Source organism: Paraburkholderia sp. FW306-2-2C-D06C, from assembly GCF_058781505.1.
Map to the genome: position 1 here is coordinate 11,766 of NZ_JBYSWU010000003.1, position 26,829 is coordinate 38,594.

At 64.8% G+C, this 26,829-nt stretch carries 21 protein-coding genes; 14 read left to right on the top strand and 7 right to left on the bottom strand.

Annotation, left to right across the window (positions count from 1 at the left end; all coding sequences use genetic code 11):
* Positions 1 to 166: 166 nt before the first annotated feature.
* The gene (gene dacB / locus AC3WLT_RS02905; protein WP_492590432.1) at positions 167 to 1,816 is read right to left on the bottom strand and encodes a D-alanyl-D-alanine carboxypeptidase/D-alanyl-D-alanine endopeptidase; all 1,650 of its coding nucleotides are present in this window, start codon (positions 1,814 to 1,816) and stop codon (positions 167 to 169) included.
* 180 nt (positions 1,817 to 1,996) lie between these two features.
* Here dacB and AC3WLT_RS02910 point away from each other — a divergent pair, with 180 nt between their 5' ends.
* The 6 genes from AC3WLT_RS02910 (at position 1,997) to AC3WLT_RS02935 (ending at position 7,785) form a co-directional block, all read left to right on the top strand.
* Positions 1,997 to 2,659: a response regulator gene (locus AC3WLT_RS02910; RefSeq protein WP_115098934.1), complete on the top strand. Its 663-nt coding sequence runs from the start codon at positions 1,997 to 1,999 to the stop codon at positions 2,657 to 2,659.
* Positions 2,660 to 2,663: 4 nt separating this feature from the next.
* Positions 2,664 to 3,965 carry an ATP-binding protein gene (locus AC3WLT_RS02915; RefSeq protein ID WP_492590433.1) on the top strand — a complete coding sequence of 434 codons (1,302 nt, stop codon included), beginning with the start codon at positions 2,664 to 2,666 and terminating at the stop codon, positions 3,963 to 3,965.
* A gap of 156 nt (positions 3,966 to 4,121) precedes the next feature.
* On the top strand, positions 4,122 to 5,639 hold the full coding sequence (locus tag AC3WLT_RS02920; RefSeq protein WP_492590434.1) for a DegQ family serine endoprotease: 1,518 nt from the start codon (positions 4,122 to 4,124) through the stop codon (positions 5,637 to 5,639).
* Between the two features lie 316 nt (positions 5,640 to 5,955).
* Positions 5,956 to 6,453: a carboxypeptidase regulatory-like domain-containing protein gene (locus AC3WLT_RS02925; protein WP_492590435.1), complete on the top strand. Its 498-nt coding sequence runs from the start codon at positions 5,956 to 5,958 to the stop codon at positions 6,451 to 6,453.
* Positions 6,454 to 6,606: 153 nt separating this feature from the next.
* On the top strand, positions 6,607 to 7,011 hold the full coding sequence (locus AC3WLT_RS02930; RefSeq protein ID WP_492590436.1) for a DUF427 domain-containing protein: 405 nt from the start codon (positions 6,607 to 6,609) through the stop codon (positions 7,009 to 7,011).
* Between the two features lie 33 nt (positions 7,012 to 7,044).
* Entirely contained in the window at positions 7,045 to 7,785 is a 741-nt protein-coding gene (locus AC3WLT_RS02935) for an SRPBCC family protein (RefSeq protein ID WP_492590437.1), read from the top strand.
* 196 nt (positions 7,786 to 7,981) lie between these two features.
* Here AC3WLT_RS02935 and AC3WLT_RS02940 read toward each other — a convergent pair whose 3' ends face one another.
* Complete coding sequence (locus AC3WLT_RS02940; protein ID WP_492590438.1) at positions 7,982 to 8,977, bottom strand: helix-turn-helix domain-containing protein; 996 nt, start codon at positions 8,975 to 8,977, stop codon at positions 7,982 to 7,984.
* 164 nt (positions 8,978 to 9,141) lie between these two features.
* Here AC3WLT_RS02940 and AC3WLT_RS02945 point away from each other — a divergent pair, with 164 nt between their 5' ends.
* Positions 9,142 to 9,774, top strand: coding sequence for a cysteine hydrolase family protein (locus AC3WLT_RS02945; RefSeq protein WP_492590439.1), 633 nt, complete (start codon positions 9,142 to 9,144; stop codon positions 9,772 to 9,774).
* A gap of 134 nt (positions 9,775 to 9,908) precedes the next feature.
* Here the strand turns inward: AC3WLT_RS02945 and AC3WLT_RS02950 are convergent, their stop codons facing one another.
* Positions 9,909 to 10,577 carry a TetR family transcriptional regulator gene (locus tag AC3WLT_RS02950; RefSeq protein ID WP_492590440.1) on the bottom strand — a complete coding sequence of 223 codons (669 nt, stop codon included), beginning with the start codon at positions 10,575 to 10,577 and terminating at the stop codon, positions 9,909 to 9,911.
* Positions 10,578 to 11,005: 428 nt separating this feature from the next.
* Between AC3WLT_RS02950 and AC3WLT_RS02955 the strand changes: the two genes are divergently transcribed.
* From AC3WLT_RS02955 to AC3WLT_RS02965, 3 genes are read left to right on the top strand one after another with little or no spacing between them, the layout of a single operon-like run.
* Positions 11,006 to 12,220 carry an efflux RND transporter periplasmic adaptor subunit gene (locus AC3WLT_RS02955; protein WP_492590441.1) on the top strand — a complete coding sequence of 405 codons (1,215 nt, stop codon included), beginning with the start codon at positions 11,006 to 11,008 and terminating at the stop codon, positions 12,218 to 12,220.
* A 15-nt stretch (positions 12,221 to 12,235) separates the two neighbouring features.
* Positions 12,236 to 15,445 (top strand): efflux RND transporter permease subunit, encoded by a 3,210-nt coding sequence (locus AC3WLT_RS02960; protein WP_492590442.1) that lies wholly within the window; start codon positions 12,236 to 12,238, stop codon positions 15,443 to 15,445.
* Position 15,446: 1 nt separating this feature from the next.
* Positions 15,447 to 16,994 carry an efflux transporter outer membrane subunit gene (locus tag AC3WLT_RS02965; protein WP_492590443.1) on the top strand — a complete coding sequence of 516 codons (1,548 nt, stop codon included), beginning with the start codon at positions 15,447 to 15,449 and terminating at the stop codon, positions 16,992 to 16,994.
* A gap of 152 nt (positions 16,995 to 17,146) precedes the next feature.
* On the opposite strand, the gene AC3WLT_RS02970 is transcribed toward AC3WLT_RS02965, so the two are convergent.
* Entirely contained in the window at positions 17,147 to 18,556 is a 1,410-nt protein-coding gene (locus AC3WLT_RS02970; protein ID WP_492590444.1) for a nucleobase:cation symporter-2 family protein, read from the bottom strand.
* A gap of 442 nt (positions 18,557 to 18,998) precedes the next feature.
* On the opposite strand from AC3WLT_RS02970, the gene AC3WLT_RS02975 reads away from it, so the two are divergent.
* From AC3WLT_RS02975 to fghA, 3 genes are all read left to right on the top strand, one after another.
* Complete coding sequence (locus tag AC3WLT_RS02975) at positions 18,999 to 20,462, top strand: xylulokinase (protein WP_492590445.1); 1,464 nt, start codon at positions 18,999 to 19,001, stop codon at positions 20,460 to 20,462.
* 349 nt (positions 20,463 to 20,811) lie between these two features.
* Positions 20,812 to 21,918, top strand: coding sequence for an S-(hydroxymethyl)glutathione dehydrogenase/class III alcohol dehydrogenase (locus tag AC3WLT_RS02980; RefSeq protein WP_492590446.1), 1,107 nt, complete (start codon positions 20,812 to 20,814; stop codon positions 21,916 to 21,918).
* A gap of 25 nt (positions 21,919 to 21,943) precedes the next feature.
* Complete coding sequence (fghA, locus tag AC3WLT_RS02985; RefSeq protein WP_492590632.1) at positions 21,944 to 22,795, top strand: S-formylglutathione hydrolase; 852 nt, start codon at positions 21,944 to 21,946, stop codon at positions 22,793 to 22,795.
* A gap of 70 nt (positions 22,796 to 22,865) precedes the next feature.
* Here the strand turns inward: fghA and AC3WLT_RS02990 are convergent, their stop codons facing one another.
* Genes AC3WLT_RS02990 through AC3WLT_RS03000 form a run of 3 tightly spaced genes read right to left on the bottom strand, consistent with a single transcriptional unit; the run spans position 22,866 to position 25,544 of the window.
* Positions 22,866 to 23,648, bottom strand: coding sequence for a metal ABC transporter permease (locus AC3WLT_RS02990; protein WP_492590447.1), 783 nt, complete (start codon positions 23,646 to 23,648; stop codon positions 22,866 to 22,868).
* Positions 23,641 to 24,588: an ABC transporter ATP-binding protein gene (locus tag AC3WLT_RS02995; RefSeq protein ID WP_492590448.1), complete on the bottom strand. Its 948-nt coding sequence runs from the start codon at positions 24,586 to 24,588 to the stop codon at positions 23,641 to 23,643. Before AC3WLT_RS02995 ends, AC3WLT_RS02990 begins: the two co-directional genes overlap by 8 nt.
* Positions 24,588 to 25,544, bottom strand: coding sequence for a metal ABC transporter solute-binding protein (locus AC3WLT_RS03000; RefSeq protein WP_492590633.1), 957 nt, complete (start codon positions 25,542 to 25,544; stop codon positions 24,588 to 24,590). The genes AC3WLT_RS02995 and AC3WLT_RS03000 overlap by 1 nt, the downstream gene beginning before the upstream one ends.
* A 465-nt stretch (positions 25,545 to 26,009) precedes the next feature.
* On the opposite strand from AC3WLT_RS03000, the gene AC3WLT_RS03005 reads away from it, so the two are divergent.
* Positions 26,010 to 26,792, top strand: a complete 783-nt coding sequence (locus tag AC3WLT_RS03005; RefSeq protein ID WP_492590449.1) for an L-iditol 2-dehydrogenase — start codon at positions 26,010 to 26,012, stop codon at positions 26,790 to 26,792.
* Positions 26,793 to 26,829 lie beyond the last annotated feature (37 nt).

A 26,829-nucleotide genomic window follows, 5' to 3' on the forward strand; every position in this document is an offset into this window, starting at 1 on the left:
CGTAGCGGACGTTGTCGTTATCGTTTGATTGGGCCACGCCCGCGCGGCCGTAACCGGCGCGCAGCTCATGCACCGCGCATTGCGTTTTCCGCGCGCCCTTCAAACACTGCCCGACAGCGTACACGCTCGGACGCGTTGCCGCGTGCGGCTTCGCTAGAAGGAATCCTCAATGGGCTCCGCGCTTGTGCGGGTTTTTCCTGGGCTTGCTGCGCGTCGGGTCAGCGGCTTCCGCAAGCGGTTGCGTGAAACCCTGAGCGGGGCCCTGATACACCCATTCGAGCAACGCGTCGTGCGCGGCGCGCGCGGCTTCCGAATGCGAGTCGTTGATCAGGCTGACGACGACATAGCTGTTGCCGTCCGCCGACGCGACATAGCCCGCGATCGCCCGCACGTCGCGCAGCGTGCCGGTCTTGATGTGCGCGTTGCCGCCCGCGCCCTGGTTGGTCAAGCGGTTGCGCATCGTGCCGTCGACGCCCGCGATCGGCAGCGACTCGACGAATACCTGAGCCACCGGGCTCGCGTTGGCCCGCTGCAGCAGATCGGCGAGCGCGAGCGCGGTGACGTGCTCGTCGCGCGACAGGCCCGAGCCGTTGTCGAGCGTCAGGTACTCCATGTTGATCGCGTCGCGGCGCAGGAATGCCTGGATCGCGCGCGCCGATTTGGCCGGCGTGGCGGGCGGCTGTTCTTCCATCGCGCCGATCGTCAGGAACAGGTTGCGCGCCATCGTGTTGTTGCTGAACTTGTTGATGTCGCGAACGATGTCGGACAGCATCGGCCCCTGGTGCGTCGCGATCAGGCGCGCGCCGGTGGGCACCTGGCCTTCGCGGGTTGCGCCGCTGAAGGTGCCGCCGGTTTGCTGCCACAGCGCGAGGAAGCCGCCCGCGAAGAACGCGGAGTGATCGAGCACGGCAACGTTGATCGTGCGCGGGCCGCAGCGCACCGAGTAGTCGCCGTTGAACGACGCCACCACCGTGCCATTCGGCTGCGGCGTGACGCTCGGCGAGACGGAGGCCGCGTCGCCGCGGCAGGGGCCGTTGACCGCGCGCATCTGATTGTCGATCTGCAATTGCGCGAGCGCGGGCAGCACGTCGATCGCGACGCTGCCGTCCGGCGACGGCGTCAGCGTGAACGACAGCGATTTGAACGCATACAGCAGAGGATCGGGGCCGACGTTGTACGGCGCGGTGGTGTCGTCGTCGAAGGGCGGCAGGTCGCGCGTCGAGGCGTCGAAGTAGCGTTTGTCGAGCACCAGCGCGCCGTCGAGGCCAGTGATACCCGCCTTGTGGATCTTCTGCACCAGATCGATCAGTTCTTCGGGCACGAGCTTCGGATCGCCGGTGCCCTGAATGTACAGATTGCCGTGCAGCACGCCGTTGCCGTCCACCGTGCCGTCCGCGTAGGCGCTGGTGCGCCAGCGATAGTCCGGGCCGAGTATCGACAGGCCGGAGTAGGTGGTGACGAGTTTCATCGTCGAGGCGGGCATCATCGGCTTACCGGCGTTCAGCGCGACGATCGGCGTGCGGTCGCCGACCTTTTCGACCACCACGCTGATCGACGACAACGGCACGTGAGCGCGCTGCAAGCCGGCCATCACGGATTGCGGCAGAACCGTGCTGACGTTGACGCTTGGATGCTTCGCCTTGACGCGGGCCTGAGCGGACAGTGGCAGCGCCGTGCCGCAGGCGAGTGCGGCGCAGGCGAGCAGCAACGCCGCCGTGCGCGCCGCGAACCGGCGTGGCGTGGGACCGGCAGTGGCACAACGGAGCGGGCGCGGCGCCACATGGCGTGCGAGAGAAGACAGGAAAGCGTGCGTCATGGACGGGCGAAAAAGCAGGATTTCAGGGCGTAGAGCACGGGCATTCATTCAGCCGCGCGACGCAAAGCGCCCATTGTAGAGACATGCCGTGAGGCTGCGGTGAAAAAGCGTCGTGCGACGCGCACCTCGGGGGCGGGCGCTAGAATGCGGCATCAATGAATGTTTCAGGACCGTACTGCCATGCGCATTTTGCTAGTCGAAGACGACCGGATGATTGCCGAGGGCGTGCGCAAAGCGCTACGCGGCGAAGGCTTCGCGGTCGACTGGGTGGAAGACGGCGAGGCGGCGCTGAGCGCGGCGGCCAGCCAACCTTACGATCTGGTGCTGCTCGACCTCGGCCTGCCCAAACGTGACGGCCTCGACGTGCTGCGTACGCTGCGCGCGCGCGGCCATGCGCTGCCGGTGCTGATCGTCACCGCGCGCGACGCGGTCGCCGATCGCGTCAAAGGCCTCGATGCCGGCGCCGACGATTACCTCGTCAAACCTTTCGATCTCGACGAACTCGGCGCCCGCATGCGCGCGCTGATTCGCCGGCAATCGGGCCGCAGCGATTCGACGATCCGCCACGGCAATCTGACGCTCGATCCGGCCTCGCATCAGGTCACGCTCGACGGCGCGCCGGTCGCGTTGTCCGCGCGTGAATTCGCGCTGCTCGAAGCGCTGCTCGCACGGCCGGGCGCGGTGCTCTCGAAGAGCCAGCTCGAAGAAAAGATGTACGGCTGGGGTGAGGAAATCGGCAGCAATACCGTCGAGGTCTACATTCACGCGCTGCGCAAGAAACTCGGCGCGGATCTGATCCGCAACGTGCGCGGTCTCGGCTACATGATCGCGAAGGACGCCTGAGCCGATGCGTTCGATTCGCCGTCAATTGTTGTTCTGGCTGCTGGCGCTGGTGCTGCTCGGCGTCGGCATTGCGGGTTGGCTGATTTACCGGCAGGCGCTCGCCGAAGCCAACGAACTGTTCGATTACCAGCTGGAGCAGATCGCCGCGGCGCTGCCGTCGGAACCATTCTCGCAAGTGCTCGGTTCGCGCGACACCGGCGACGAAGGCATCGTGCTGCAAATCTGGAATCGCAACGGCGTGCTGATGTACTACTCGCGTCCGCGTGCGCCGCTTGCGCCGCGTGCCGAACTCGGCTTTTCCACCGAGCATACCGACCGTGGGGATTGGCGCGTGTACGGCGCAATCGTCGGCGATAACGTCGTGCAGCTGGCGCAGCCGGTGTCCGTGCGCAACCGGCTGGCGGCGAATGTCGCGCTGCGCACCTTATGGCCGCTGATCGTGTTGCTGCCGCTGATGGGCCTTGCGGTGTGGATGATCGTCGGGCGCGGGCTCCGGCCGCTGCGGCGCGTGACGAGCGCGCTCGACGCGCGTCGCCCGGAAGCGTTGGATCCGTTGCCCGATCAGGGCCTGCCGCTCGAAGTGCAGCCGCTCGTGCGCGCTCTGAACGGCCTGCTCGAGCGGCTCGCCACCGCGCTCGACATTCAGAAAGCTTTTGTCGCCGATGCCGCGCACGAACTGCGCACGCCGCTCGCCGCCGTGCAGATTCAATCGCAACTGGTGGCGCGCGCGAAAGACGATACGGCGCGCAATGAAGCGCTCACCGATCTGCAAGCCGGCGTCACGCGCGCGACGCGTCTTGCCGAACAGTTGCTGGCGCTCGCGCGTTCGGAGCCGGACGGTCTGACCGTCAGCGACGCGATCGATCTGCGCGCGCTGCTGCGTGACTGTGTCGCGGCTTACGCGCCGCTTGCGCAGAATCGTGGCGTCGATCTCGGCATCGAGGCGAGCGAGGCGGCCAGGGTGACCGGCGACGCCGACGCGCTGCGTGTGATGTTCAACAACCTCGTGGACAACGCGACCAAGTACACGCCGCGCAGCGGCCGTGTCGACGTCAGCCTGCATGTGGAAGACGGGCACCCGGTGGTGCGGATCGCCGACAGCGGGCCGGGCATCGAGCCGTCCGAACGCGATCGCGTGTTCGATCGCTTCTATCGCGCCGGCGCCGGCGCGAACCGCGTGCGCACCGACGTGGCGGGCACCGGCCTCGGCCTCGCGATCGTGCGCCGCATCGCCACGCAACATCACGCGGCGGTGACGCTCGACGAATCGCGGGCGGGCGGATTGCAGGTCACCGTTCGCTTCTGAACGTGCAGCTTCCTGTAGGGAAAGAGGCTTAAAACAGCCTTAAAACCGGGCTAAATCAGGGCTCAAGCGATCTGGCGCTGCTTAAGACTCTTTTAAGCGATGCCACGTACGCTTCGTGACATCCAGAAGCCTCTCTCTCCCAGTCAGGAGTACACGATGAACGCGAAAACCTTGTCCCGTAGCGCTATAGCAGTAGCGCTCGCCGTTGCGTTGTCCGCCGGTTATGTGGCGGGACATCGCGACGTTCCCGCGCCGCAGGTCATCACGCCGGCGCAAGCCGCGATGATGCCCGCCGAAGCCGCCGCGAAAACAGGCATTCCCGATTTCTCCGGGTTGGTCGAAACCTACGGCCCGGCCGTCGTCAACATCAGCGCGAAGCATGTGGTCAAGCAGGCCGCGCTGCGTGGCAACGGCGGCGGTAACGGGGGCGGCGGCAATCAGTTGCCGATCGATCCGAGCGATCCTTTCTACCAGTTCTACAAGCACTTCTTCGGCGGCGTGCCGGGCATGCAGGGCGGCGACGGCGGCGATGCGCCGGATCAGCCGAGCGCGAGCCTGGGCTCGGGATTCATTGTCAGCAATGACGGCTATATCCTGACCAATGCGCACGTGGTGGACGGCGCGAACGTCGTGACCGTGCGGCTGACCGACAAGCGCGAATTCCGCGCCAAGGTGATCGGCGCCGACAAGCAGTCGGACGTCGCCGTATTGAAGATCGACGCGAGCAACCTGCCGACCGTGAAGATCGGCGACCCGCGTCAAAGCAAGGTCGGGCAGTGGGTGGTCGCGATCGGCTCGCCTTACGGTTTCGATAACACCGTGACCTCGGGCATCATCAGCGCGAAGTCGCGCTCGCTGCCTAACGAAAATTACACGCCGTTCATCCAGACCGACGTGCCGGTCAATCCGGGCAACTCGGGTGGTCCGCTGTTCAATCTGCAAGGCGAAGTTATCGGCATCAACTCGATGATCTACTCGCAGACCGGCGGCTTCCAGGGCCTTTCGTTCGCGATCCCGATCAATGAGGCGATCAAGGTCAAGGACGATATCGTCAAGACCGGCCACGTGAGCCGCGGACGGCTCGGCGTCGCGGTGCAGGGCATGAACCAGACGCTCGCCGATTCGTTCGGGATGCAGAAGCCGCAAGGCGCGCTCGTCAGTTCGGTCGATCCGGGCGGTCCGGCCGCCAAGGCCGGCTTGCAGCCGGGCGACGTGATCCTGTCGGTGAACGGCGAGCCGGTGGGCGACTCGACGGATCTGCCGTCGCAGGTCGCGGGTCTCGCGCCGGGCAGCTCGGCCACCGTGCAGGTGTGGCGCGACAAGGCCACCAGGGATCTGAAGGTGACCATCGGCTCGCTGTCGGATGCGAAGCTCGCCTCGGACAAGGCCGATCAGCCGGCGCAGTTGCAAGGCCGTCTCGGCGTGGCAGTGCGGCCGCTCACGCCGGAAGAGAAGAACGGCGCGTCGGTGTCGCACGGTCTGCTGGTGCAGCAATCGGGCGGGGCGGCTGAAAGCGCCGGCATCCAGCCGGGCGACGTGATTCTCGCGGTCAACGGCCGTCCGGTGACGAGCGTCGATCAGCTGAAGCAGATGATCGCCGGCGCCGGCAACAGCATCGCGTTGCTGATCCAGCGCGACAATGCGCAGATCTTTGTGCCGGTCGATCTTGGCTGATTTTTGACCTGACTTTGGCCTGCTTTTGGTCTGATGGTTGGTCGAAGTTTTGGCCCGGTTTCTGGCCAATTCTCTGACCAATTCGCCAAGGTTCATGAAGTAACGCTTGCCGGTCTGTTGCACTTACTGCCGACAGACCGGCTTTCTTTTACCGCTTCGGGCGCCATCGAAAATCTCGCCGAGCGCCACCCGGCGCGGCGAAGCAGCGGTTTGAGCGCGATGCGACCAGCTTGTTGGCATGCAGGTTGCGTCTTCTGAGTCAATCCGGCCCTCTCCAGAGGGACCGGATGGCGAGAACCTTAAAGGGAGCGAACCGATGAAAACCCAACGCAATCAGCGAAGGATCGTAGCCGCTGCGGTGTGCGCAGCGCTCACGCTCGGTCTGGCGGGCGGCGCTTATGCGCAGCAGGCGAGCGAAGTGGCAGGCGGCACGACCACCGATGAAACTAGCGCCGGCAACGCCAACGGTGGCGGCCTGCCGCAAATTCAGCAGCAGGGCGACGTATCGTTCGTGTCGGGCGGCGTCGGTCTCGACGAATCGAAGGCGTTGCAGCAGGCGCAAAACCAGTGGCCGCTGTCGTTGCGTTTTACGGGCCCCGGCTCCGACTATCTCGCCGACGTCCACGTGCGGGTGGTCGATGCCCATAACGGCGAGGTGCTGAGCGCCACGTCGCGCGGACCGTACATGCTGGTCAAGCTGCGCCCGGGCCGCTACACCGTTCACGCGCAATACAAGGATCGCGACCAGTCGAGGGCGGTGACGGTCCCTGCCAAAGGCAGCGCCAAGGCTGCGTTCTACTGGAATATCCAGTAATCGCCTGGTTTTCCTGACCTTTTGCCGTGCGGATCGTCCGGCAAAGCGCAGGAAGGCCGCGCAATCGGCCGGAGTTTGGCTGATAATGAAGCCGCGGGTGCGCCCCGCGGCTTTTTTTGTTTGCACGACCACACATCATCACGGAGCCGAGACATGAGCGATGCCTTGACACCTCACGGAAGCCCAAGCCCGGGCGCCGGCGCAAGCTCGGGCGGGCACACCGTCGTCATTACCGGCAACCACCACCGGGTTCGTGTGATTCACGGCGGCGTCACGATGGCCGACACGCAAGCAGCCTTGACGCTCGCCGAAACCGGTCTGCCAGACGTGTTCTATTTTCCGCGCGCCGACGTGAACATGGCGCGGCTCGAACGGTCCACGCATACTTCGCATTGCCCGTTCAAGGGCCATGCTTCGTACTTTCATTTGCGCACCGAAGACGGCCTGATCGAAAACGCCGTGTGGACCTATGAGACACCGCTCGAAGCGGTGCAACAGATCAAAGGGTATCTCGCGTTTTACGCATCGCGCGTCGACCGTATCGATCAGACATCCTGATCCCGCAGTCGCGCGTTCATCGGGGAGGCTGTCATGGAACTGAACGACGCGTTGAGAATTCCGCTCGCGCCTTCCGACGTTTGGGACGCGTTGCAGGATCTCGCTTTGTTACGTGCCAGCCTCGACAACTGCGAGTCGTTCACGCGGCTTGGCCGCGGCGAATATGCGTTGACCCTGACCGTGCCGCTTGGACCTTTGCGCGCGCGTTACGAAGCGCGCGCGCATGTCGCCGGCCAGGACTCCGGGCCGGCGGAGGCGCAGCGCCGCACCATCAACTTCAAGGCTCGCGCCGAGGGCATCGGCTCGCTGCGCGGACAGATCGAAGTCAGGCTGCGTGCGGAAGATGCCGCGCTCGGCATCGGCAGGGAGCGCGGCACGCGGATCGATTACACGATCTGGGCGACGTCGTCCGGGCCGCTCGCCGAGCTGCCGGCGCGGCAGCTCGAAAACGCGCTGCATCGTCTCGCTGACGACTTTTTCACCGAATTCGGCGCGGTTGTCCGGGCCAAGCATGGGCAAGGGCCGAACCGCGCGCGCGGTTCGTCGGCGCGTCGTCAGCACGTCTTTCTACGGCCGATCAATCTCAGCGGCATCACGCGGCGTCCGCGCCCGCCCGAGCATGGCAATACGCTGACCGGGCGCGCCGCCAGCGCCTCGCACGGGGTTTCGCATCGCGAGCCCAATCCGCATGCGGTCCCTTACTGGGCGTGGGCGGCGATGATTTTTCTGGTCGCGCTGCTGCTGTATGTCGCGCGCTGGGTCAGCGAGCACTGACGGCGCGGCTTGGCGCGGATCGACTCAACTCGCCGACGCGCTGCTGCCGCTCCGCTGCCGTGTTGCCGTCGTGCCGCTGCCTTGTTGCTGTCGCGCCGGCGCGACTACGAAATCCCGGTGACTCGCTACGAAACGCTGTTGGCTGCGTGGGGCCTTTGCGGCCCCCGCAGGCTCTCACGCGTCTCCATATACGCGTTCATACGCCGCGAAACTCGCGCCGCCACGCGGACGGCGAAGTGCGGAACGCCTCCGCGAAATGCTGCCGCAACGAGGCCGTCGAGCCAAAGCCCGCGATTCCCGCAATGGCTTCGATCGACTTGTCCGAGCTTTCGAGCAATTGCTGCGCGCGGGCGAGCCGTTGCGACAGCAGCCACGCGCCGACGGTCGTGCCGGTGGCGAGACGGAAGCGCCGCGTGAAGGTGCGGCGGCTCATCAGCGCGCGCTCGGCGAGCGAGTCGAGCGTGTGCGGCGCGTCCAGATTTCCGCTGACCCAATCGAGCAGGCCCGACAACCGGTCGCCGCGCACGTTCGGCGGCACAGGCTGCTCGATGTATTGCGCCTGGCCACCCTGCCGATGCGGCGGGACCACGAGTCGGCGCGCCACATGGTTCGCCGCCTGCGCGCCGCACATCTTGCGCAGCACGTGCAGACAGCAGTCGAGTCCGGCGGCAGTGCCCGCCGAGGTCAGCACGTTGCCGTCGTCGACGTAGAGCACGTCGGGGTCGAGGCGCACGCGCGGATAGCGGCGCGCGAAATCGTCGGCCCATGCCCAGTGGGTGGTCGCTGGCCGCTCGTCGAGAATGCCGGCGGCGGCCAGCACGAACGCGCCCAGACACAAGCCGACCAGCTGCGCGCCACGTGCATGCGCGGCCCGCAGTGCATCGAGCAGGGCCGCGGGGGGCGCTTCGTCCGGATCGCGCCAGCTCGGCACGATGATCGTCTGGGCGTCAGCGAGCGCTTCGAGCCCATGCGTGACGGCGATCGAGAAGCCGGCGGTGGTGGTCAGCGCGCCCGTCTCAGCCGCGCACACGCGAAAATCGAAGTCGGGCAAGCCGCCGCCGCTGCGGTCCTCGCCGAAGACGACGCAAGGCACTGAAAGATGGAACGGGCTGATGCGGTTGAACGCAACCACCGCGACGATGTGGCGAGGCGCGGCGGCCGCGTCGGCTGATAAAGAGATCGGTGCCGTCATCTGCCATCCCATGAAATTCAACGATGGCCCGATTCTAGCGAATCTTGTCATTTGGGTCACTTTCCGTAAGACTGCGGCAAGCGAACAATGCAGTCATCGCCGCTGCCTGTTCAGCGCCCATCCCGGGCCACGCAGCGCGAGCCTTATCTGACAGGAGTCTTGCCATGACCACACCACGCCGCGCGCTGATCGTCATCGACGTGCAGAACGAATACGTGACGGGCGATCTGCCGATCGAATACCCGGATGTGCGAACCTCGCTCGCCAACATCGGCCGCGCGATGGATGCGGCGCGTGCCGCCGGCGTGCCGGTGGTGGTCGCGCAGAACTTCGCGCCGGCCACCTCGCCGCTGTTCGCGCGCGGCAGCGACGGCGCGGAGCTGCATCCGCTGGTGGGCACGCGCGCTCGCGATCACTACGTGGAGAAGTCGCTGCCGAGCGCCTTCACCGGGACCGATCTGGCTGACTGGCTCGCCGCGCAGCAGATCGACACGCTGACAGTAGTCGGCTACATGACGCACAACTGCGACGCCTCGACCATCAATCACGCGTTGCACATGGGCCTCGCGGTCGAATTCCTGCACGACGCGACGGGCTCTGTGCCGTACGAAAACAGTGCGGGCTTTGCGAGCGCGCAGGACATTCATCGGGTATTCAGCGTCGTGCTGCAGTCGCGCTTCGCGGCGGTGGCAAGCACGGAGCAATGGATCGCGGCAGTGAAGGGCGGGACGCCGCTCGAACGCAGCAATATCTACGCTTCGAACCAGAAGGCGCGCGCCAGCCAGGCGGCGGTGTGAAGCGGTGGCGGCGTGAAGCCGTAACTCATCCTATAGCGGCACCCACATAGCGGCACGCGCAGGCACGCGTAAACGGCGGCGGGCGGGTTGCGTGAATGCACACCCGCCCGCCGCCTGGAATCCGCCGTATCTATCTAGGTAGCTGACCGATCGGAGCGCCGCGCCGCATGGTCCTTGCGCAGCGCCGGGCTCAGCCGCAGCGCGTCGAACATCCCTTCGACCATCTGCTCCGCATGCGCGGCGAAATCGGTGGCGTCCGGCAGGAACAGCATGTCGCGCAGCGCACCGCTGACGAACGCATGCACCATCGACGCCGCCAGCTTCGTGTCGAGGTCGGCCGGCATTTGCCCTTTGGCGATTGCATTGCGCAGACCGGTTTCGATTTTCGTGAGCCCTTCGCGCATGTTGGTCTGATATCGGGCCATCACCGGGCCCATATCTTCGACGAACTCGCATTTCAGAAACAGGATGTCGAACACGCGCCGGCGGCGCGGGTCGTTCGTGGTGTCGCGCAGACAGACCGTGCAGATTTCCATCAGGCGTCCGAGCGGGTCGGGCTCATTCGGGTCTTGCGCGGCGGCCTTGAGTTCGTCCAGCGGCAGCAGCACGCGGTCGAACATCTCGGTAAACAGATCGCCTTTGTGCGCGAAATGCCAATAAATCGCGCCGCGCGTGACACCGGCGGCTTGCGCAATGTCGGCCAGCGACGTGCGCGATACACCCTTCTCGAAGAATACCCGTTCGGCCGCGTCGAGAATGCTGTTGCGCGTCTCCTGCGCCTCTTCCTTGGTTCTTCTGACCATATTGGTGTGATCTTTCGTGATTGTGGGGTTTTCCCGAGCGGTTTTAAGTGCGCTCAATGACAATCTGTCTTTAGTTAACCGTTTTGTGAGTCGATCTTGCAGGCCCTCGCCCACAAGAGACGCAAACGCACTTTTACATGCATTCGTGAATGTATATATAATAGCATCCCACGATCGGATAGCCCAAGCCGTGACGACCAGTTAATATCCGTCACTGTTGCCTTTCAAAACGCTCTTATGCCGTGCCCGGACGGGCGGCGTCGTGCGGCATTTCCCCGGTATGGCGCATTTCTCTCAGGATGCCCCTGCAGGTTCGGTTTGCATCCATGGGTTTCCGGTCAGGCGTCGCAAGACGCATGTTGCGCTGTCGTCTCCGGGGTAGGGATGCGCGCACTTTTTCATTCTCAGTCATTGACAGAGGTCGCTCCATGCGCGTCGAACGGGTTCCATTCCGCTTAATCTGTGCCGCGACGGCTGCCGTATTGCTGGCAGCGTGCGGACCAAAACAATCGGCCCCGCCGCAACAAACGCCCGAAGTGGGCATCGTTACCGTCCAGCCGACGACGGTGCCCGTCGTCACTGAATTGCCCGGCCGCACCAGTGCGTTCCTCGTCGCGCAGGTGCGCGCACGGGTCGACGGCATCGTGCTGCGCCGCGAGTTCACCGAAGGCAGCCAGGTCAAGGCCGGCCAGCGTCTGTACAAGATCGATCCGGCGCCGTACATCGCGACGTTGAACAACGCGAAGGCGACGCTTGCCAAGGCGCAGGCCAACCTCGTGTCGACCACCGCGCAAGCGAACCGCTACAAGGTGCTGGTCGCGGCCAACGCGGTCAGCAAGCAGGACTACGACAACGCGGTCGCCGCGCAAGGCCAGGCAGCGGCTGACGTAGCCGCCGGCAAGGCCGCGGTCGACACGGCGCAGATCAACCTCGGCTATACGGATGTCGTCTCGCCGGTGACGGGCCAAGTCGGCATCTCTCAGGTAACGCCGGGCGCGTATGTGCAAGCGAGCGCGGCCACGCTGATGTCGACGGTCCAGCAACTCGACCCGGTTTATGTCGACCTCACGCAATCGAGCCTCGACGGCCTCAAGCTGCGCCGCCAGGTGCAGGAAGGCCGCCTGAAGACGAACGGGCCGGACGCCGCGAAGGTCACGCTGATTCTTGAAGACGGCCGCACCTACCCGGAGAAGGGCAAGCTGCAGTTCACCGACGTCACGGTCGACCAGGGCACCGGTTCGGTCACGATCCGCGCGATCTTCCAGAACAAGGACCACGTGCTGTTGCCGGGCATGTTCGTGCGCGCGCGCATCGACGAAGGCGTGAACGACCGCGCGATCGTCGTGCCGCAAACGGGCATTACGCATGATCCGAAGGGCCAGCCTACTGCGTTCGTGGTCGGTCAGGACGACAAGGTCGCCGTGCGCCAGCTGGTCACGTCGTCGACGTACGGTCCGAACTGGGTGGTCGAAAGCGGCCTGAACCCGGGTGACCGCGTGATCGTGCTCGGTACCGACAAGGTGCGTCCGGGTATGGCGGTCAAGACGGTTCCGGCGCAACTGCCTGCATCCGGCACTGCGGCTGAAGGTGCGCCGGCGGCAAGCGGCGCCCAGCCGGCCTCCGCTGCATCGGCCGCGCAATAACAGGGAGCCTGTTACATGGCAAAGTTCTTTATTGATCGCCCGATTTTTGCATGGGTGATCGCCATCATTCTGATGCTCGCGGGCATCGCGTCGATCTTCAGCTTGCCGATCGCGCAATACCCGACCATCGCTCCGCCGGGGGTGCAGATCAGCGCCGTCTATCCGGGCGCGTCGGCGAAGACGGTGGAAGACACCGTCACGCAGGTGATCGAGCAGCAGATGAGCGGCCTCGACCACCTGCTGTACCTGTCGTCCACCTCGGACGACTCCGGTACGGCGACCATCACGCTGACGTTCGCGGCCGGCACGAATCCGGACATCGCCCAGGTGCAGGTGCAGAACAAGCTGCAGCTCGCCACGCCGCTTCTGCCGACAATCGTGCAGCAGCAAGGGATCAACGTCACCAAGTCGAGCAGCAGCTTCCTGCTCGTGCTGGCGTTCACTTCCGAAGACGGCAGCATGAACAGGACCGACCTCGCGAACTACGTGGCGTCGAACGTCAAGGACTCGATCAGCCGTCTCGACGGCGTGGGCACCGTGACGCTGTTCGGCACGCAGTACGCGATGCGGATCTGGCTCGACCCGGTGAAGCTGAACAACTTCGGTCTGACGCCGGTCGATGTCCAGACCGCGCTGCAGGCGCAGAACGTGCAGGTGGCGGGCGGCTCGCTCGGCGGCACGCCTTCGGTGCCGGGCCAGATGCTGCAGGCGACCATTACCGAGGCGACGCTGCTCAATACGCCTGCGCAGTTCGGCAACGTGCTGCTGAAGGTGAACCAGGACGGCTCGCAGGTGCGCATCAAGGACGTCGCGCGCATCGAGCTGGGCGGTGAAAACTACAACTTCGACACGCACTACAACGGTCAGCCGACCGCCGGTCTCGGCATTCAGCTCGCGACGGGCGCCAATGCGCTGCAGACCGCGAAGAACGTGAAGGCGAAGATCGACGAGCTGTCGAAGTATTTCCCGCACGGCCTCGTCGTGAAGTACCCGTATGACACGACGCCGTTCGTGCGCCTGTCGATCGAAGAAGTGGTGAAGACGCTGCTCGAAGGTATCGTGCTCGTGTTCCTCGTGATGTACCTGTTCCTGCAGAACCTGCGCGCGACGCTGATTCCGACGATCGCCGTGCCGGTAGTGCTGCTGGGTACGTTTGCGGTCATGAGCGTGGTGGGTTTCTCGATCAACACGCTGTCGATGTTCGGTCTCGTGCTGGCCATCGGCCTGCTGGTGGACGATGCGATCGTGGTGGTGGAGAACGTCGAGCGGGTGATGGCCGAAGAGGGGTTGTCGCCACGCGACGCAACCCGCAAGGCGATGGGCCAGATCACCGGTGCGCTGATCGGCGTGGCGCTGGTGCTGTCGGCGGTGTTCGTGCCGGTCGCGTTCTCGAGCGGCTCGGTCGGGGCGATCTACCGGCAGTTCTCGCTGACGATCGTGGCGGCGATGGTGCTGTCGGTGCTGGTCGCGTTGATTCTCACGCCGGCGCTGTGCGCGACGATCCTCAAGCCGATCCCGCAGGGTCATCACGAAGAGAAGAAGGGTTTCTTCGGCTGGTTCAACCGGACTTTCGAAACGAGCCGCGACAAGTATCACTCCGGCGTGCATCACGTGATCAAGCGCTCGGGCCGCTGGCTCATCATCTACCTGGTGGTGATCGTCGCGGTGGGCATGCTGTTCGTGCGGCTGCCGAAGTCGTTCCTGCCGGATGAAGACCAGGGGATCATGTTCGTGATGGTGCAAACGCCGGCCGGCTCGACGCAGGAGCGCACGGCGCACGCCCTCAAGGACGTATCGGACTACGTGCTGACGCAGGAAAAGGACATCGTCGAATCGGCGTTCACAGTGAACGGCTTCAGCTTCGCGGGCCGTGGTCAGAATGCCGGTCTCGTGTTCGTGAAGCTGAAGGACTACGCGCACCGCCAGCACGCGAACCAGAAGGTGCAGGCGCTGATCGGCCGGATGTTCATGCACTTCTCGTCGTACAAGGATGCGCTGGTGTATCCGGTGAATCCGCCGTCCATTCCGGAACTGGGTACGGCGTCGGGCTTCGACTTCGAGTTGCAGGACCGTAGCGGTCTGGGCCACGCGAAGCTGATGGAGGCGCGCAACATGCTGCTCGGCATGGCGGCGAAGGATCCGTCGCTGGCGCTCGTGCGTCCGAACGGCCTGAACGATACGCCGCAGTTCAAGATCTCGATCGATCACGAAAAGGCGGCTGCGCTGGGTGTGTCGCTGTCGGCGATCGACCAGACGTTCTCGATCGCGTGGGCCTCGCAGTACATCAACAACTTCCTCGATACCGACGGCCGGATCAAGAAGGTGTACGTGCAGGGCGACGCGCCGTTCCGGATGAATCCGGAGGACCTGAGCAACTGGTACGTGCGCAACACCGCAGGCGGGATGGCGCCGCTCAGTTCGTTCGCTTCAGGCATCTGGACCTACGGTTCGCCGAAGCTCGAACGCTACAACGGCATTTCCGCGGTCGAAATCCAGGGTGCCGCTGCCGCTGGCAAGAGTACCGGCCAGGCGATGTCGGCCATGGAAGCGATCGCGGCGAAGCTGCCCGCGGGTATCGGCTACGAATGGACGGGTCTGTCGCTGCAGGAACGCCAGTCCGGTTCGCAGGCGCCGATTCTGTACGGCATCTCGATCCTCGTCGTGTTCCTGTGTCTCGCCGCGCTGTATGAAAGCTGGTCGATCCCGTTCTCGGTGATCATGGTGGTGCCGCTCGGCGTGCTGGGTGCATTGCTCGCCGCCACGCTGCGCGGGCTCGAGAACGACGTGTTCTTCCAGGTGGGTCTGCTGACCACGGTGGGGCTGTCGGCGAAGAACGCGATCCTGATCGTGGAATTCGCCCGCGAGCTGCAGCAGAGCGAAGGCATGGGGCCGATCGAGGCCGCGCTGGAAGCGGCGCGCCTGCGGTTGCGCCCGATCCTGATGACCTCGCTCGCGTTCATTCTCGGTGTGATGCCGCTCGCGATCAGTAACGGTGCGGGTTCGGCCAGCCAGCACGCGATCGGTACCGGCGTGATCGGCGGGATGTTGACGGCGACCTTCCTCGCGATTTTCATGATCCCGATGTTCTTCGTCGTGATCCGCGCGAAATTCGGCGGTGAGAAGGAAGACCCGGATGCGGCGCTCGCACATTACAACCAGCACCATCCGCATGATCCGCAGGGTGGCGGGTCGGCTGGTGAAGGCTCGGGCAAGGACGGACATTGAGATGCAAAAACACTCTTTGATTGCAGTGGCGGTCGCGTTCCTCGCCGCGGGTTGCACGATGGCGCCGAAGTACGAGCGTCCGGCCGCGCCCGTGCCGGGGGCCTTCCCGGCCGGCGGCGTGTACGAAACGCAGCCGGGCGCGACCCAGCCGGGCGGGGGGCGGCCGGGTGCAACGGGCGCCGCGCGCAGCGCGAATGGTCAGACGGCGGCCGATATCGGCTGGCGTGATTTCTTCGTCGACGCGCGTTTGCAGCGGCTGATCGAAATCGCGCTGAAGAACAACCGCGATCTGCGCGTGTCGGTGCTGAATATTCAGGCGTCGCAGGCGCAGTATCAGATCACCCGCGCGGCGCTGTTCCCGACGCTCAACGCGGCGGCGTCGCAAACCAGACAGCGCACGCCGAAAGATCTGACGTCGACTGGCCTGACGATCTCCAACTCCTACTCGGTCGGTCTGAACGCCTCGTGGGAAATCGACTTCTTCGGGCGGATCCAGAGCCTGAAGGACCAGGCGTTGGCTCAGTACCTGGCCACTGCTCAGGCGCGCAAGGCGGCGGAAATCTCGCTGGTGTCGCAGGTGGCGAATCAGTACCTGACGGTGCTCGAACTCGACGATCTGCTGAAAGTCACGCAGGGCACGCTGAAGACCGCACAGGAGTCGTACCGGATCACCAAGCTGCAGTTCGATACCGGCACCGGTTCGGAACTCGATTTGCGGCAGTCGCAAACGGTGGTCGAGCAGGCCAACGCGAACCTGCAGTCGCAGGCGCGTCTGCGGGCTCAGGCTGAGAATGCGCTGGTGCTGCTGATCGGCGAGCCGTTGCCGGCCGATCTGCCGCCGGGCTCGACGCTCGACAACCAGAATCTCCTCACGGATATTCCGGCGGGCTTGCCGTCCGATCTGCTGACTCGTCGGCCGGACATCGCCGAAGCCGAGGAGAATCTGCTCGCGGCCAACGCGAACATCGGAGCGGCACGTGCGGCGTTCTTCCCGAAGGTCTCGCTGACCGGCAGTTTCGGCACGCTCAGCCCCACGCTCGGCGGTCTGTTCAAGCCGGGTTCGGCGGCGTGGAGCTTCGCGCCGTCGATCACGCTGCCGATCTTCGAAGGCGGCCAGAACAAGGCCAATCTCGATCTCGCCCACGTGCAGAAGAACATCCAGATCGCCACGTACGAAAAGGCAATCCAGACGGCCTTCCGCGAAGTGGCGGACGGACTGGCGGCACGCGGCACGTACGATCAGCAGATCCAGGCGCTGGAGCGCAATACCTTTGCCGAACAGCGCCGGCTGGATCTGTCGAATCTGCGTTATACGAACGGCGTCGACAGCTATCTGTCGGTGCTGACCGCGCAGACCGATCTGTATTCGTCGCAGCAGTTGCTGGTTACCGCGCGGATGCAGCGTCTGCAGAACCTGGTCACGCTGTATCAGGCTCTGGGCGGCGGCTGGATCGAACGGGCCGGCGAGCAGCCGCGTCCCGCCGATGCACCGGTCGATTATGGCGCGGCAAGCGCACCGGTGGCGGCTTCGGCAGCCACCGCGGGCTAAGTCTCGTAGCAGCCGGCGCGCGGGGCGGGTTTCTGTTGCAGGGAAGTCGCCTCACGCAGCCAGCAATAAAAAAAACGCCACGGCATGCCGTGGCGTTTTTGTTTGGTGCGCTGCGCTCGCTTGCACGGCTCTGGCCATCTGGCTATCGACACTCAATGCAAGTCCGCCGCCCGCAGCATCTCGTCGCGCTGCGGTTCATGGCCGCCGCGTCCGCCGAAATCATGTCCTGCCCGGCGAATTTCGCTCTTCGCTTTCTTCTCGCTCCTGACGCCGTTGAAGATCAGGTTCAGCACGACCGCCGACACCGATGCCAGCAAGATCCCGCTATGCAGGAGCGGCGACAGCGCAGGTGGCAGCTTCGAGAAAAAGTGTGGCGACACCACCGGCACCAGACCCAGACCGATGCTCACCGCGACGATGAACAGGTTGTCGTGGTTCTTCACGAAGTCGACCTTCGACAGCACCTTGATGCCGTTCGCCGCGACCATCCCGAACATCACGATGCCCGCGCCGCCGAGCACGAAGGCCGGCACCGACGCCACTACCTGCGCCATCTTCGGGAACAGACCCAGCAGCACCAGGATCACGCCGCCCATCGCGCACACAAAGCGGCTCTTCACGCCCGTCACGCCGATCAGGCCGACGTTCTGCGAGAACGAAGTATGCGGGAACGAGTTGAAGATGCCGCCGATCAGCGTGCCGAGGCCGTCGACGCGCAGGCCGCGCACCAGCGTCTTCTGATCGACCGGACGATCGACCATGTCGCCGACCGCGAGGAACATGCCGGTCGATTCGATGAAGGTCACGAACATCACGGTGACCATCGTCGCGATCGAGAGCGGATCGAAATGCGGCAGGCCGAAGTGGAACGGCATCACGAAGCCGACCCACGGTGCGTGCGTGACGCCGTCCATGTTGACGCGGCCGAGCGCCAGCGCGATCACGAAGCCCGCCACGATGCCGAGCAGCACTGAGATGTTGGCGATAAAGCCCTTGGCGAACCTGTTGATGAGCAGAATCAGCATCAGCACAACCAGCGACAGGCCCAGATAGATCGGATTGCCATAGTCAGGATTGCCGACCCCGCCGGCCGCCCAGTTGATGCCCACCCCCATCAGCGACAGGCCGATCACCGAGATCACCACGCCGACCACGACCGGCGGGAAGAAGCGCAGCAGCTTGCCGATCGCGGGCGCGAGGATGATGCCCACCACGCCCGCCGCGATCGTCGAGCCGAAGATGTCGAGAATGCCGAGTGAAGGATTGGTGCCGATCGCGACCATCGGGCCGACGGCGGCGAACGTGCAGCCCATGATGACCGGCAGACGGATGCCGAAGATCCACAGACCGAGCGTCTGAATCAGCGTGGCGATGCCGCAGGAAAAGAGATCGGCGCTGATCAGGAACGCGATCTGGTCTTTCGGCAGTTTGAGCGCCGCGCCGATAATCAGCGGCACCGCAACCGCGCCTGCGTACATCACCAGAACGTGCTGAATGCCGAGCGTGAGCAACTGGCCCGCGGGCAGCCGTTCGTCGCACGGGTGAACCGTGTTCGATTGCATATCGTCTCTCTCCACCATCTCGTTTTGGGATGGCTCCAAGGTATGCGGAACGAAAAAGTGCAACAAGACCGCTGGGGCCTATTCCGGTCTTCCCGGCGACGATATGCGTGAGGGCCATTTGAAAGCCAAAAGAAATGCGCGCGCCGCGCAAAACGGCGGCGAGCCCTATGCAGCGGTGGCACGTGGCGGCGCGCGGCGTCGCCCGACTCAATCGGATATGTGTGAGAATCAATGAGGTATATCTGGCTTTGCGCATAGTGCTGTTTTCGTGCGGCCCGCGGCGTAGCGGGGTTAACCCGCGAATCCCCGCGAATCCCCGCGAATCGCGGTTTTGCGCGAGTTCGGGCGTGCTTTCGGAGCGGGCCCGCGATGATGGAAAATGCAGCATTCCCGGCACCTTCTGCGTGCTTATTCCCCTGACCAACCTGGCGTTTTTCCGCTCATGAGTTTTCTTGGCATCGACCTCGGCACCGGCTCCCTCAAAGTAGCAATCGTCGACGAAAACGGCCGCGAGCAAGCGGCGGCGAGCGTCGCTTATGCGCTCGATACGCCGCATCCAGGTTGGGCTGAAACGTCGGTGCAAACCTGGTGGCGCGCACTGTGCGAAGCGGCGGCGCACTTGCCCGCCGGTCTGCGCCGCGAGGTTCGGGCGATCGGCTTCTCCGGACAGATGCACGGTGTCGTGTTGATCGGCGCCGATGGCGAAGCGGTGCGCCCCGCGATGCTCTGGCCCGACACGCGCGCCTTGGCGTTGCTCGATCTATGGCCCGAGCCGCAACCCAATCCGGTTGCGCCCGGCATGGCCGGTCCGTTGCTGCGCTGGATCGTGCAGCATGAACCGCAGTCCGCACATAAGACGCGTTGGGCGTTGCAACCGAAGGACTGGTTGCGCGTCGCATTGGGCGGCGTGGTTGCGACCGATCCGTCCGATGCCTGCGCGACCGCGCTCGCCGATCCCGCGGGCGGGTGGGATCGCGCGTTGCTCGAGCGGCTCGAATTGCCGCATGAATGGTTTGCGCCGTTGGCGCCCTCGTATGCGGCGGGCGGCGTGTTGTCAGAGCAGGCCGCGCAAGCGCTCGGTCTGCGCGCCGGTATCGTGCTCGCAACCGGCGCCGCCGATACGCCATGCGCGGCGCTCGGCAGCGGTCTTGCTCGCGACGGCGATGCGCTGCTCACCACCGGCACCGGCGGGCAGATCGTCGTGCTCGCCGAACACGCGCCCGGCGCGGTGAGAGGTCTGCATCGTTATCGCGCGGCGAGCGATCACTGGTATCGGATGGCGGCGATGCAAAACGTCGGCGTCGCGCTCGAACGTGTGCGCGGCTGGCTGTCGTATGAATGGGCCGATGCCTATCGGGATGCATTCAGTGATGCTGTCGGCGACACTGATACCGCCGCGGCAGGTCTCACGTTTCTGCCGTACCTCACCGGCGAGCGCACGCCCTGGCTCAATCCGGCGGCGCGTGGCGGCTGGCTCGGCCTTGCACTCGACCACACGCGCGGCACGATGATGCGGGCGGCCTTCGAAGGCGTTGCGTTCTCGTTGCGCGCCGGGCTCGATGCGATTCGTCAGAGTGGCGCGACGGTCAGCACCTTGAAGCTGGCCGGCGGCGGTTCCGTCGATGCGCGCTGGCGGCAGTTGCTCGCCGACGCGCTGAACGTCGAGTTGCATGCGGTCGATTGCCCGAACGCGGCGCCGCGCGGCGCGGCGATTCTCGGCGGCCTGGCGAGCGGCCACTGGCAGGCGGGTGATCTTGCGGGACTGGCTCCGGGCGCAACGCGTGTCGCCGGTCCGCGAGGCGATGCGGCGCTTGCCGAACGTTACGCGCGCTTTCTCGATCTCTATGGCCGCGTCGAAACCTGGTTCGGTGAAACCGGCTGTCCGCAACCGGCCGTCCGTGACTGAGCGCCCGCGAGTGGCGCTCCGCAACCGGGCCTCCGCAACCGGGCCGTCCGCAACCGGGCCTCCGCAACCGGGCCTCCGCAACCGGGCTTCCGCAACCGGGCTTCCGCAACCGGCCCTGCGCAGCCAGTCCGATGTCACGTTCAGACAATGCCGCGACGCACTTTGCAATACCATTACGGCTTTCGTGCGCTAAGTTAGCCGTGGGCACGCGCTGCCGCGTACGAGCGACAACATCCGTGCGCGACGTGGCACGCCAATTAACTGCAGCAGCCGAACCGCAACACCGGCGCGCCGCGAGATAGTCCGCCGCGACGCGCCACGCATTCACAGACTCACAGGAGCATTCACGATGAAGACCAAAGCAGCAATCGCATGGAAAGCCGGCGCCCCGTTGACGATCGAGGAAGTGGATCTGGAGGGTCCGCGCGCCGGTGAAGTGCTGATCGAAGTGAAGGCGACGGGCATCTGTCACACCGACTACTACACGCTGTCCGGCGCAGATCCGGAAGGCCTCTTCCCGGCGATTCTCGGTCACGAGGGCGCGGGCGTGATCGTCGATGTCGGTCCGGGCGTCGGCACGCTGAAGAAGGGCGATCACGTGATTCCGCTCTACACGCCGGAATGCCGCCAGTGCAAATTCTGCCTGTCGCGCAAGACCAACCTCTGCCAGGCGATCCGCGCGACGCAAGGCAAGGGTTTGATGCCCGATGCTACGTCGCGTTTCTCTCTGGATGGCAAGCCGCTGTTTCACTACATGGGCACGTCGACGTTTTCGAACTACATCGTCGTGCCGGAAATCGCGGTTGCGAAGGTGCGTGAAGACGCGCCGTTCGACAAGATCTGCTATATCGGCTGCGGCGTGACGACGGGCGTGGGCGCGGTCGTGTACTCGGCGAAGGTCGAGGCGGGCGCGAACGTGGTGGTATTCGGTCTCGGCGGCATCGGCCTGAATGTGATCCAGGGCGCGAAGATGGTCGGCGCGGACAGGATCATCGGCGTCGACATCAATCCGGGCCGCGTCGAACTCGCCAGGAAGTTCGGCATGACGCACTTCATCAACCCGAACGAAGTCGAAAACGTCGTCGATCACATCGTGCAACTCACCGATGGCGGCGCCGATTACTCGTTCGAGTGCATCGGCAATACGAAGGTGATGCGCCAGGCGCTGGAGTGCACGCACAAGGGCTGGGGCCAGTCGTTCATCATCGGCGTGGCGGCGGCGGGCGAAGAGATCAGCACGCGGCCGTTCCAGCTGGTGACCGGGCGCGAGTGGAAGGGCTCGGCGTTCGGTGGCGCGCGCGGGCGCACCGACGTGCCGAAGATCGTCGACTGGTACATGGAAGGCAAGATCAACATCGATGACTTGATCACGCACCGTCTGCCGCTCGAACGCATCAACGAGGGCTTCGATCTGATGAAGAAGGGCGAGTCGATCCGCTCCGTCGTGCTGTACTGATCCGGCTCGGAGAAGGAAGATGGCGATGCTAGAACTTTTGTCGTCGCACGCCTGCCACGGCGGCGAACAGCACATCTATCGGCACGACTCGCAGACCATCGGTCTGCCGATGCGCTTTTCAGTGTATCTGCCGCCGCAGGCCCTGCAGGCCAACGCGAACGTGCCTGCGCTGTTCTATCTCGCGGGCCTGACCTGCACGGAAGAAACCTTTCCGATCAAGGCCGGCGCGCAGCGCTTCGCGGCGCAGCACGGCATCGCTTTAGTCGCGCCGGACACGAGTCCGCGCGGCGCAGGCGTGCCGGGCGAAAGCGCGGCGTGGGACTTCGGCGTGGGCGCGGGTTTTTACGTCGATGCCACCCAGCAACCGTGGGCGAAGCACTATCGGATGTACTCGTACGTGCGGGATGAGTTGCGCGAAACGGTGCTCGCGAGTCTGCCGGTGGACGGCACGCGCCTCGGTATCTTCGGGCATTCGATGGGCGGTCACGGCGCATTGATGCTGGCGCTGCGCAACCCGGCGATCTACCGCTCGGTGTCGGCGTTCGCGCCGATCGCCGCGCCTTCACGGTGCCCTTGGGGCGTGAAGGCATTCAGCGGTTATCTGGGCGAAGACCGCGAGACGTGGAAGCAGTACGACTCGAGCGAGCTGATCGCACAGGCGTCGCACAAGTTTGCGGCAGGGATTCTGGTCGATCAGGGACTGGCGGATCAGTTTCTCGGCGAGCAGTTGAACCCCGACGTGTTCGAAGCCGCTTGCAAGGCGGCAGGGCAGCCGCTGTCGCTGCGCCGTCACGCAGGCTACGACCACGGTTACTACTTCATCTCGACCTTCATCGAAGATCACATCGCGCATCACGCGAAGGTGCTGCTCGGTTGAAATGCTGCGGAACGATAGCGACGGCATGCAAGCGTGCCGCCGCTATTTCCACGAGCTCCACGAGCGCGATTCAACGCCGCCTCAGCAAACTCCCGCCATACACTACCGCCGACAGCACAGTGATCCAGAAGCTCGTCGGCCAGTCGGTATAGAACGCCAGCGTCAGACCCAGCCACGCCTGCACCAGCGCGAACACGGCGGCGAGCACGAGACCGGTCGAGAGTCGCGTCGATATGTTTTGCGCCGCGGCGGCCGGGCCGACCATCAGCGTGAACACCAGCAGCACGCCCACGATCTGCGTACACGCGGCCACCGCCAGCGCCGCGATCGCCAGAAACAGCACCGACACCAGACGCAGCGACACACCCTTGGCTTCGGCCAATTCCGGTTGCAACGAAGCGAATAGCAGCGGCCGCATGATCGCCGCGAGCGCCAGCAAACTGACCACGCCCAGACCCGCGAGCACGCCGAGCGTCGACGCGTTCACGCCGAGCACATTGCCGAACAGGAGCGCGGTGACTTGCGTCGCGTAGGCGGTGAAGAAGTGCAGGAACAGCAAACCGAAGCCGAGCGAGAGCGACAGGATCACACCGATCGCCACATCGCGTCCGGCGAGCCGCTCGCCGAGGGCGCCCATGCCGACGCCCGCGGCCAGCGTGAAGCCGATCATCCCCCAGATCGGCGAGATGCCGATCAGAACCGCACCGGTCGCGCCGGTGAAGCCGACGTGCGACAGTGCGTGACCCGCAAAGGTCTGTCCGCGCATCACCAGAAAATAGCCGACCACCCCGGACAGCAGCGCGACGATCCCCGACGCCGCGAACGCGTTCACCATGAAATCGTATTCAAACATCGTGCGTGTGTCCGTCGCGTGAGTCGTGCTGGTGTGAGTGACCATGGGCATGCGAATGCGCGAGGCCGCCGTTCTCGTCCTGTTCGTGCTCGTGATCGTGCTTTTCGACTTCGACGTCGCCCGACATCACGAAGATGCGGCCGTTCACGCGCATCACGTCGATCGGCGAACCGTACAGGCGCGACAGCACCGGTCTGGTAATCACTTCATCGACGGTGCCGAGCGCAGCGACACCGCTGCCGAGATACAGCACGCGATCGAGCGAGTTCAGCAGCGGATTCAGTTCGTGCGCTGAAAACAGCACGGCGATGCCGAGTTCCTGCTGCACGCGCCGCACCAGTTCGACCACGCTCTTCTGATGATGCGGATCGAGGCTGATCAGCGGTTCATCGAGCAGCAGCAGTTTGGGATTGCCCAGCAGGCATTGCGCAAGCAGCAAGCGCTGACGCTCGCCGCCCGACAGTTCCGACAACGGCCGCTCCGCCAGCTTGCGCCCGCCCACCAGATCCAGCACGCGCTCGACATCCGCTCGGGTTGTGCTGTCAGCATGCGGCAGACCCCAGCGGTGTCCGTCCGCGGCCATCGCGACGAAATCGCGGCCACGCACGCGACGCCCGGCAAGCGCGCTACGCGTTTGCGGCATATAGCCGATCGACGCATTGCCGCGCTCGACCGGTTGCCCCAGCACGCGAATCGCGCCGCTGACCGCCGGTACGAGGCCGAGCACGGCGCGCATCAGCGTCGTCTTGCCCGCGCCGTTCGGCCCGAGCACACCGATGAATTCGCCCTGGTTCACCACGAAGCCGGTGTCGCGCAGAATCGCGCGACCGCCGAGTTCGAGCGTCACGTGCTCGAGTTCGAGCACAGGCGCGTTGCTTCCTGCATGGCCTGATGCATTGGCAGGGGGATGGGCTGGCGCGCTGCGGCCAGTTGCATTCATTACGTTTTTCCTTTGGTGGCGGAGGCGCTCGCGCCGCCGGCGTCGCCCGCGGCCAGCGCCTTGGAGAGCGCGTCGAGCTGCGTCAGCATCCACGTCTGATAGGTCTTGCCGGCCGGTTCGGTTTCGGTGACGCTCATGGCCGGCACCTTCGATTGCTGCGCGAGCTTCAACATGCGTTTGGTCAGGGCCGCGGTTGCCTGGCTGTTATAGATCAGAACGCGCACGCGCTTTTCGCGCAGATCGCGTTCGAACGCGGCGATATCGGTCGCGCTTGCTTCAGTACTGTTCATCGTCGCCATCTGGAAGGGCAGATTGCGCATCGTCAGGCCCACCGCGTCCGACATATAGCCGAACACCGGCTCGGTCGCCGTCACCGGCACGCCCGCGTAGCGGCCGTGCAGCTCGGCGACCTTGGCGTCGATCGGTTTGAGCGAATCGAGAAACTTCGCGAGGTTCGCATCGTACGCCGACTTGTGCGCCGGGTCAGCCGCGACGAGCGCCGCGCTCACTGCGCGCGCTACCGCCGGTATGGTCGACGGTTCGTACCAGAGGTGCGGATTGTCGCCGCTTTTCTTGCCGACGAGATCGGCGGCGACGATCGTGGTGCGCTTCGCGCTCTTCGAGGCGGCCAGCAGTTTGGCCATCCACGGATCGTAGTCGGCGCCGTTGTAGACCACAAGGCTCGCATGCTGCAACGCGCGCGCGGTCTTCGGGCTGGCTTCGAACAGATGCGGGTCCTGATCCGGATTGCTGAGGATGCTGGTTACCTCGACCCGGTCGCCGCCGAGCTGCTGCACCACATCGCCGTAGAAATTTTCCGCCGCGACCACCGGGATTTTCGCCTCCGCGGCGAGCGCGCCATGACCGAGCGCCAGCGCGGCAGCGCCCGCGGCCACGTACTTCGACAGCTTCAGCGCACGGCGCGCCTCGTTCCACATCGAGCCGATTATTTTCATCGTTGTTCCCTGTTGCGTGAGAGTTGAATGAACGATCTCCGCGTATATCTGGCGCCGCAGCGGCGTGAGCCCGAGACGGTGCGAGGCGGCGTGCGCTTCGGCATGCGCGAGCCGCACGGCGTGGTGTTCTGCAATCGTCGTAGCCATCGGCGCGGACCTCCTGACGAACTGGCAAGGCTTCGAAGCGAAGCGAGTTCGAAATGATATAACGTATCTCGAATTTTTGTCAGCGTCTCGAGCAGAAAGCGGATTGGCTGTTTGCGATTTCTCGTATTAGTGTGGATCGAGGTGGATCGAGCAGGCGCGAGGCGCTGGAATCCTGCCGCGCTGCACCATCGAAATCTGGTCGCGCGCCTTGACATGACCCTGTGCGTATCCGATCATTCGATCACTAACAGAGCAATTGTTCGCGCAGTGAGCGTTCGCTCACTGCGCTTCAAGAAGCAAACCAACCGGAGACAAGCAGTGGCAGCACGATTGCAAGACAAGGTGGCCATTCTTACGGGCGCGGCAAGCGGAATCGGTGAAGCCGTGGCCCGCCGATATCTGGATGAAGGTGCGCGGGTCGTGCTCGTCGACGTGAAGCCGGCCGACAGCTTCGCGCATGAGCTGCTCGCCGCTTATGGCGACCGCGTCCTCGCGGTCAGCGCCGACGTGACGCGCCGCGACGACATCGAACGCATCGTGGCGAGCACGCTGGAGCGGTTCGGCCGGATCGATATCCTGTTCAACAACGCGGCGCTGTTCGATATGCGCCCGCTCCTCGACGAATCCTGGGACGTGTTCGACCGCCTCTTCGCGGTCAACGTGAAGGGCATGTTCTTCCTGATGCAAGCCGTCGCGCGGCAGATGGTCGAGCAGGGCCGCGGCGGCAAGATCATCAATATGTCGTCGCAAGCGGGCCGGCGCGGCGAGGCGCTGGTGTCGCACTACTGCGCGACCAAAGCCGCCGTGCTCAGCTACACGCAATCCGCCGCGCTGGCGCTCGCGCCGCACAAGATCAATGTGAACGGCATCGCGCCGGGTGTCGTCGATACGCCGATGTGGAACGAGGTCGATGCGCTCTTCGCCCGTTATGAAAACCGGCCGCTCGGCGAGAAGAAGCGTCTCGTCGGCGAAGCGGTGCCGCTCGGCCGCATGGGCGTGCCGGACGACCTGACCGGCGCCGCGCTGTTTCTCGCGTCGGCGGATGCAGACTACATCACCGCGCAAACCCTGAACGTCGACGGTGGCAACTGGATGAGTTGAGCCCGGAACATCGAACGAACCAGGAAACCACGGCAGA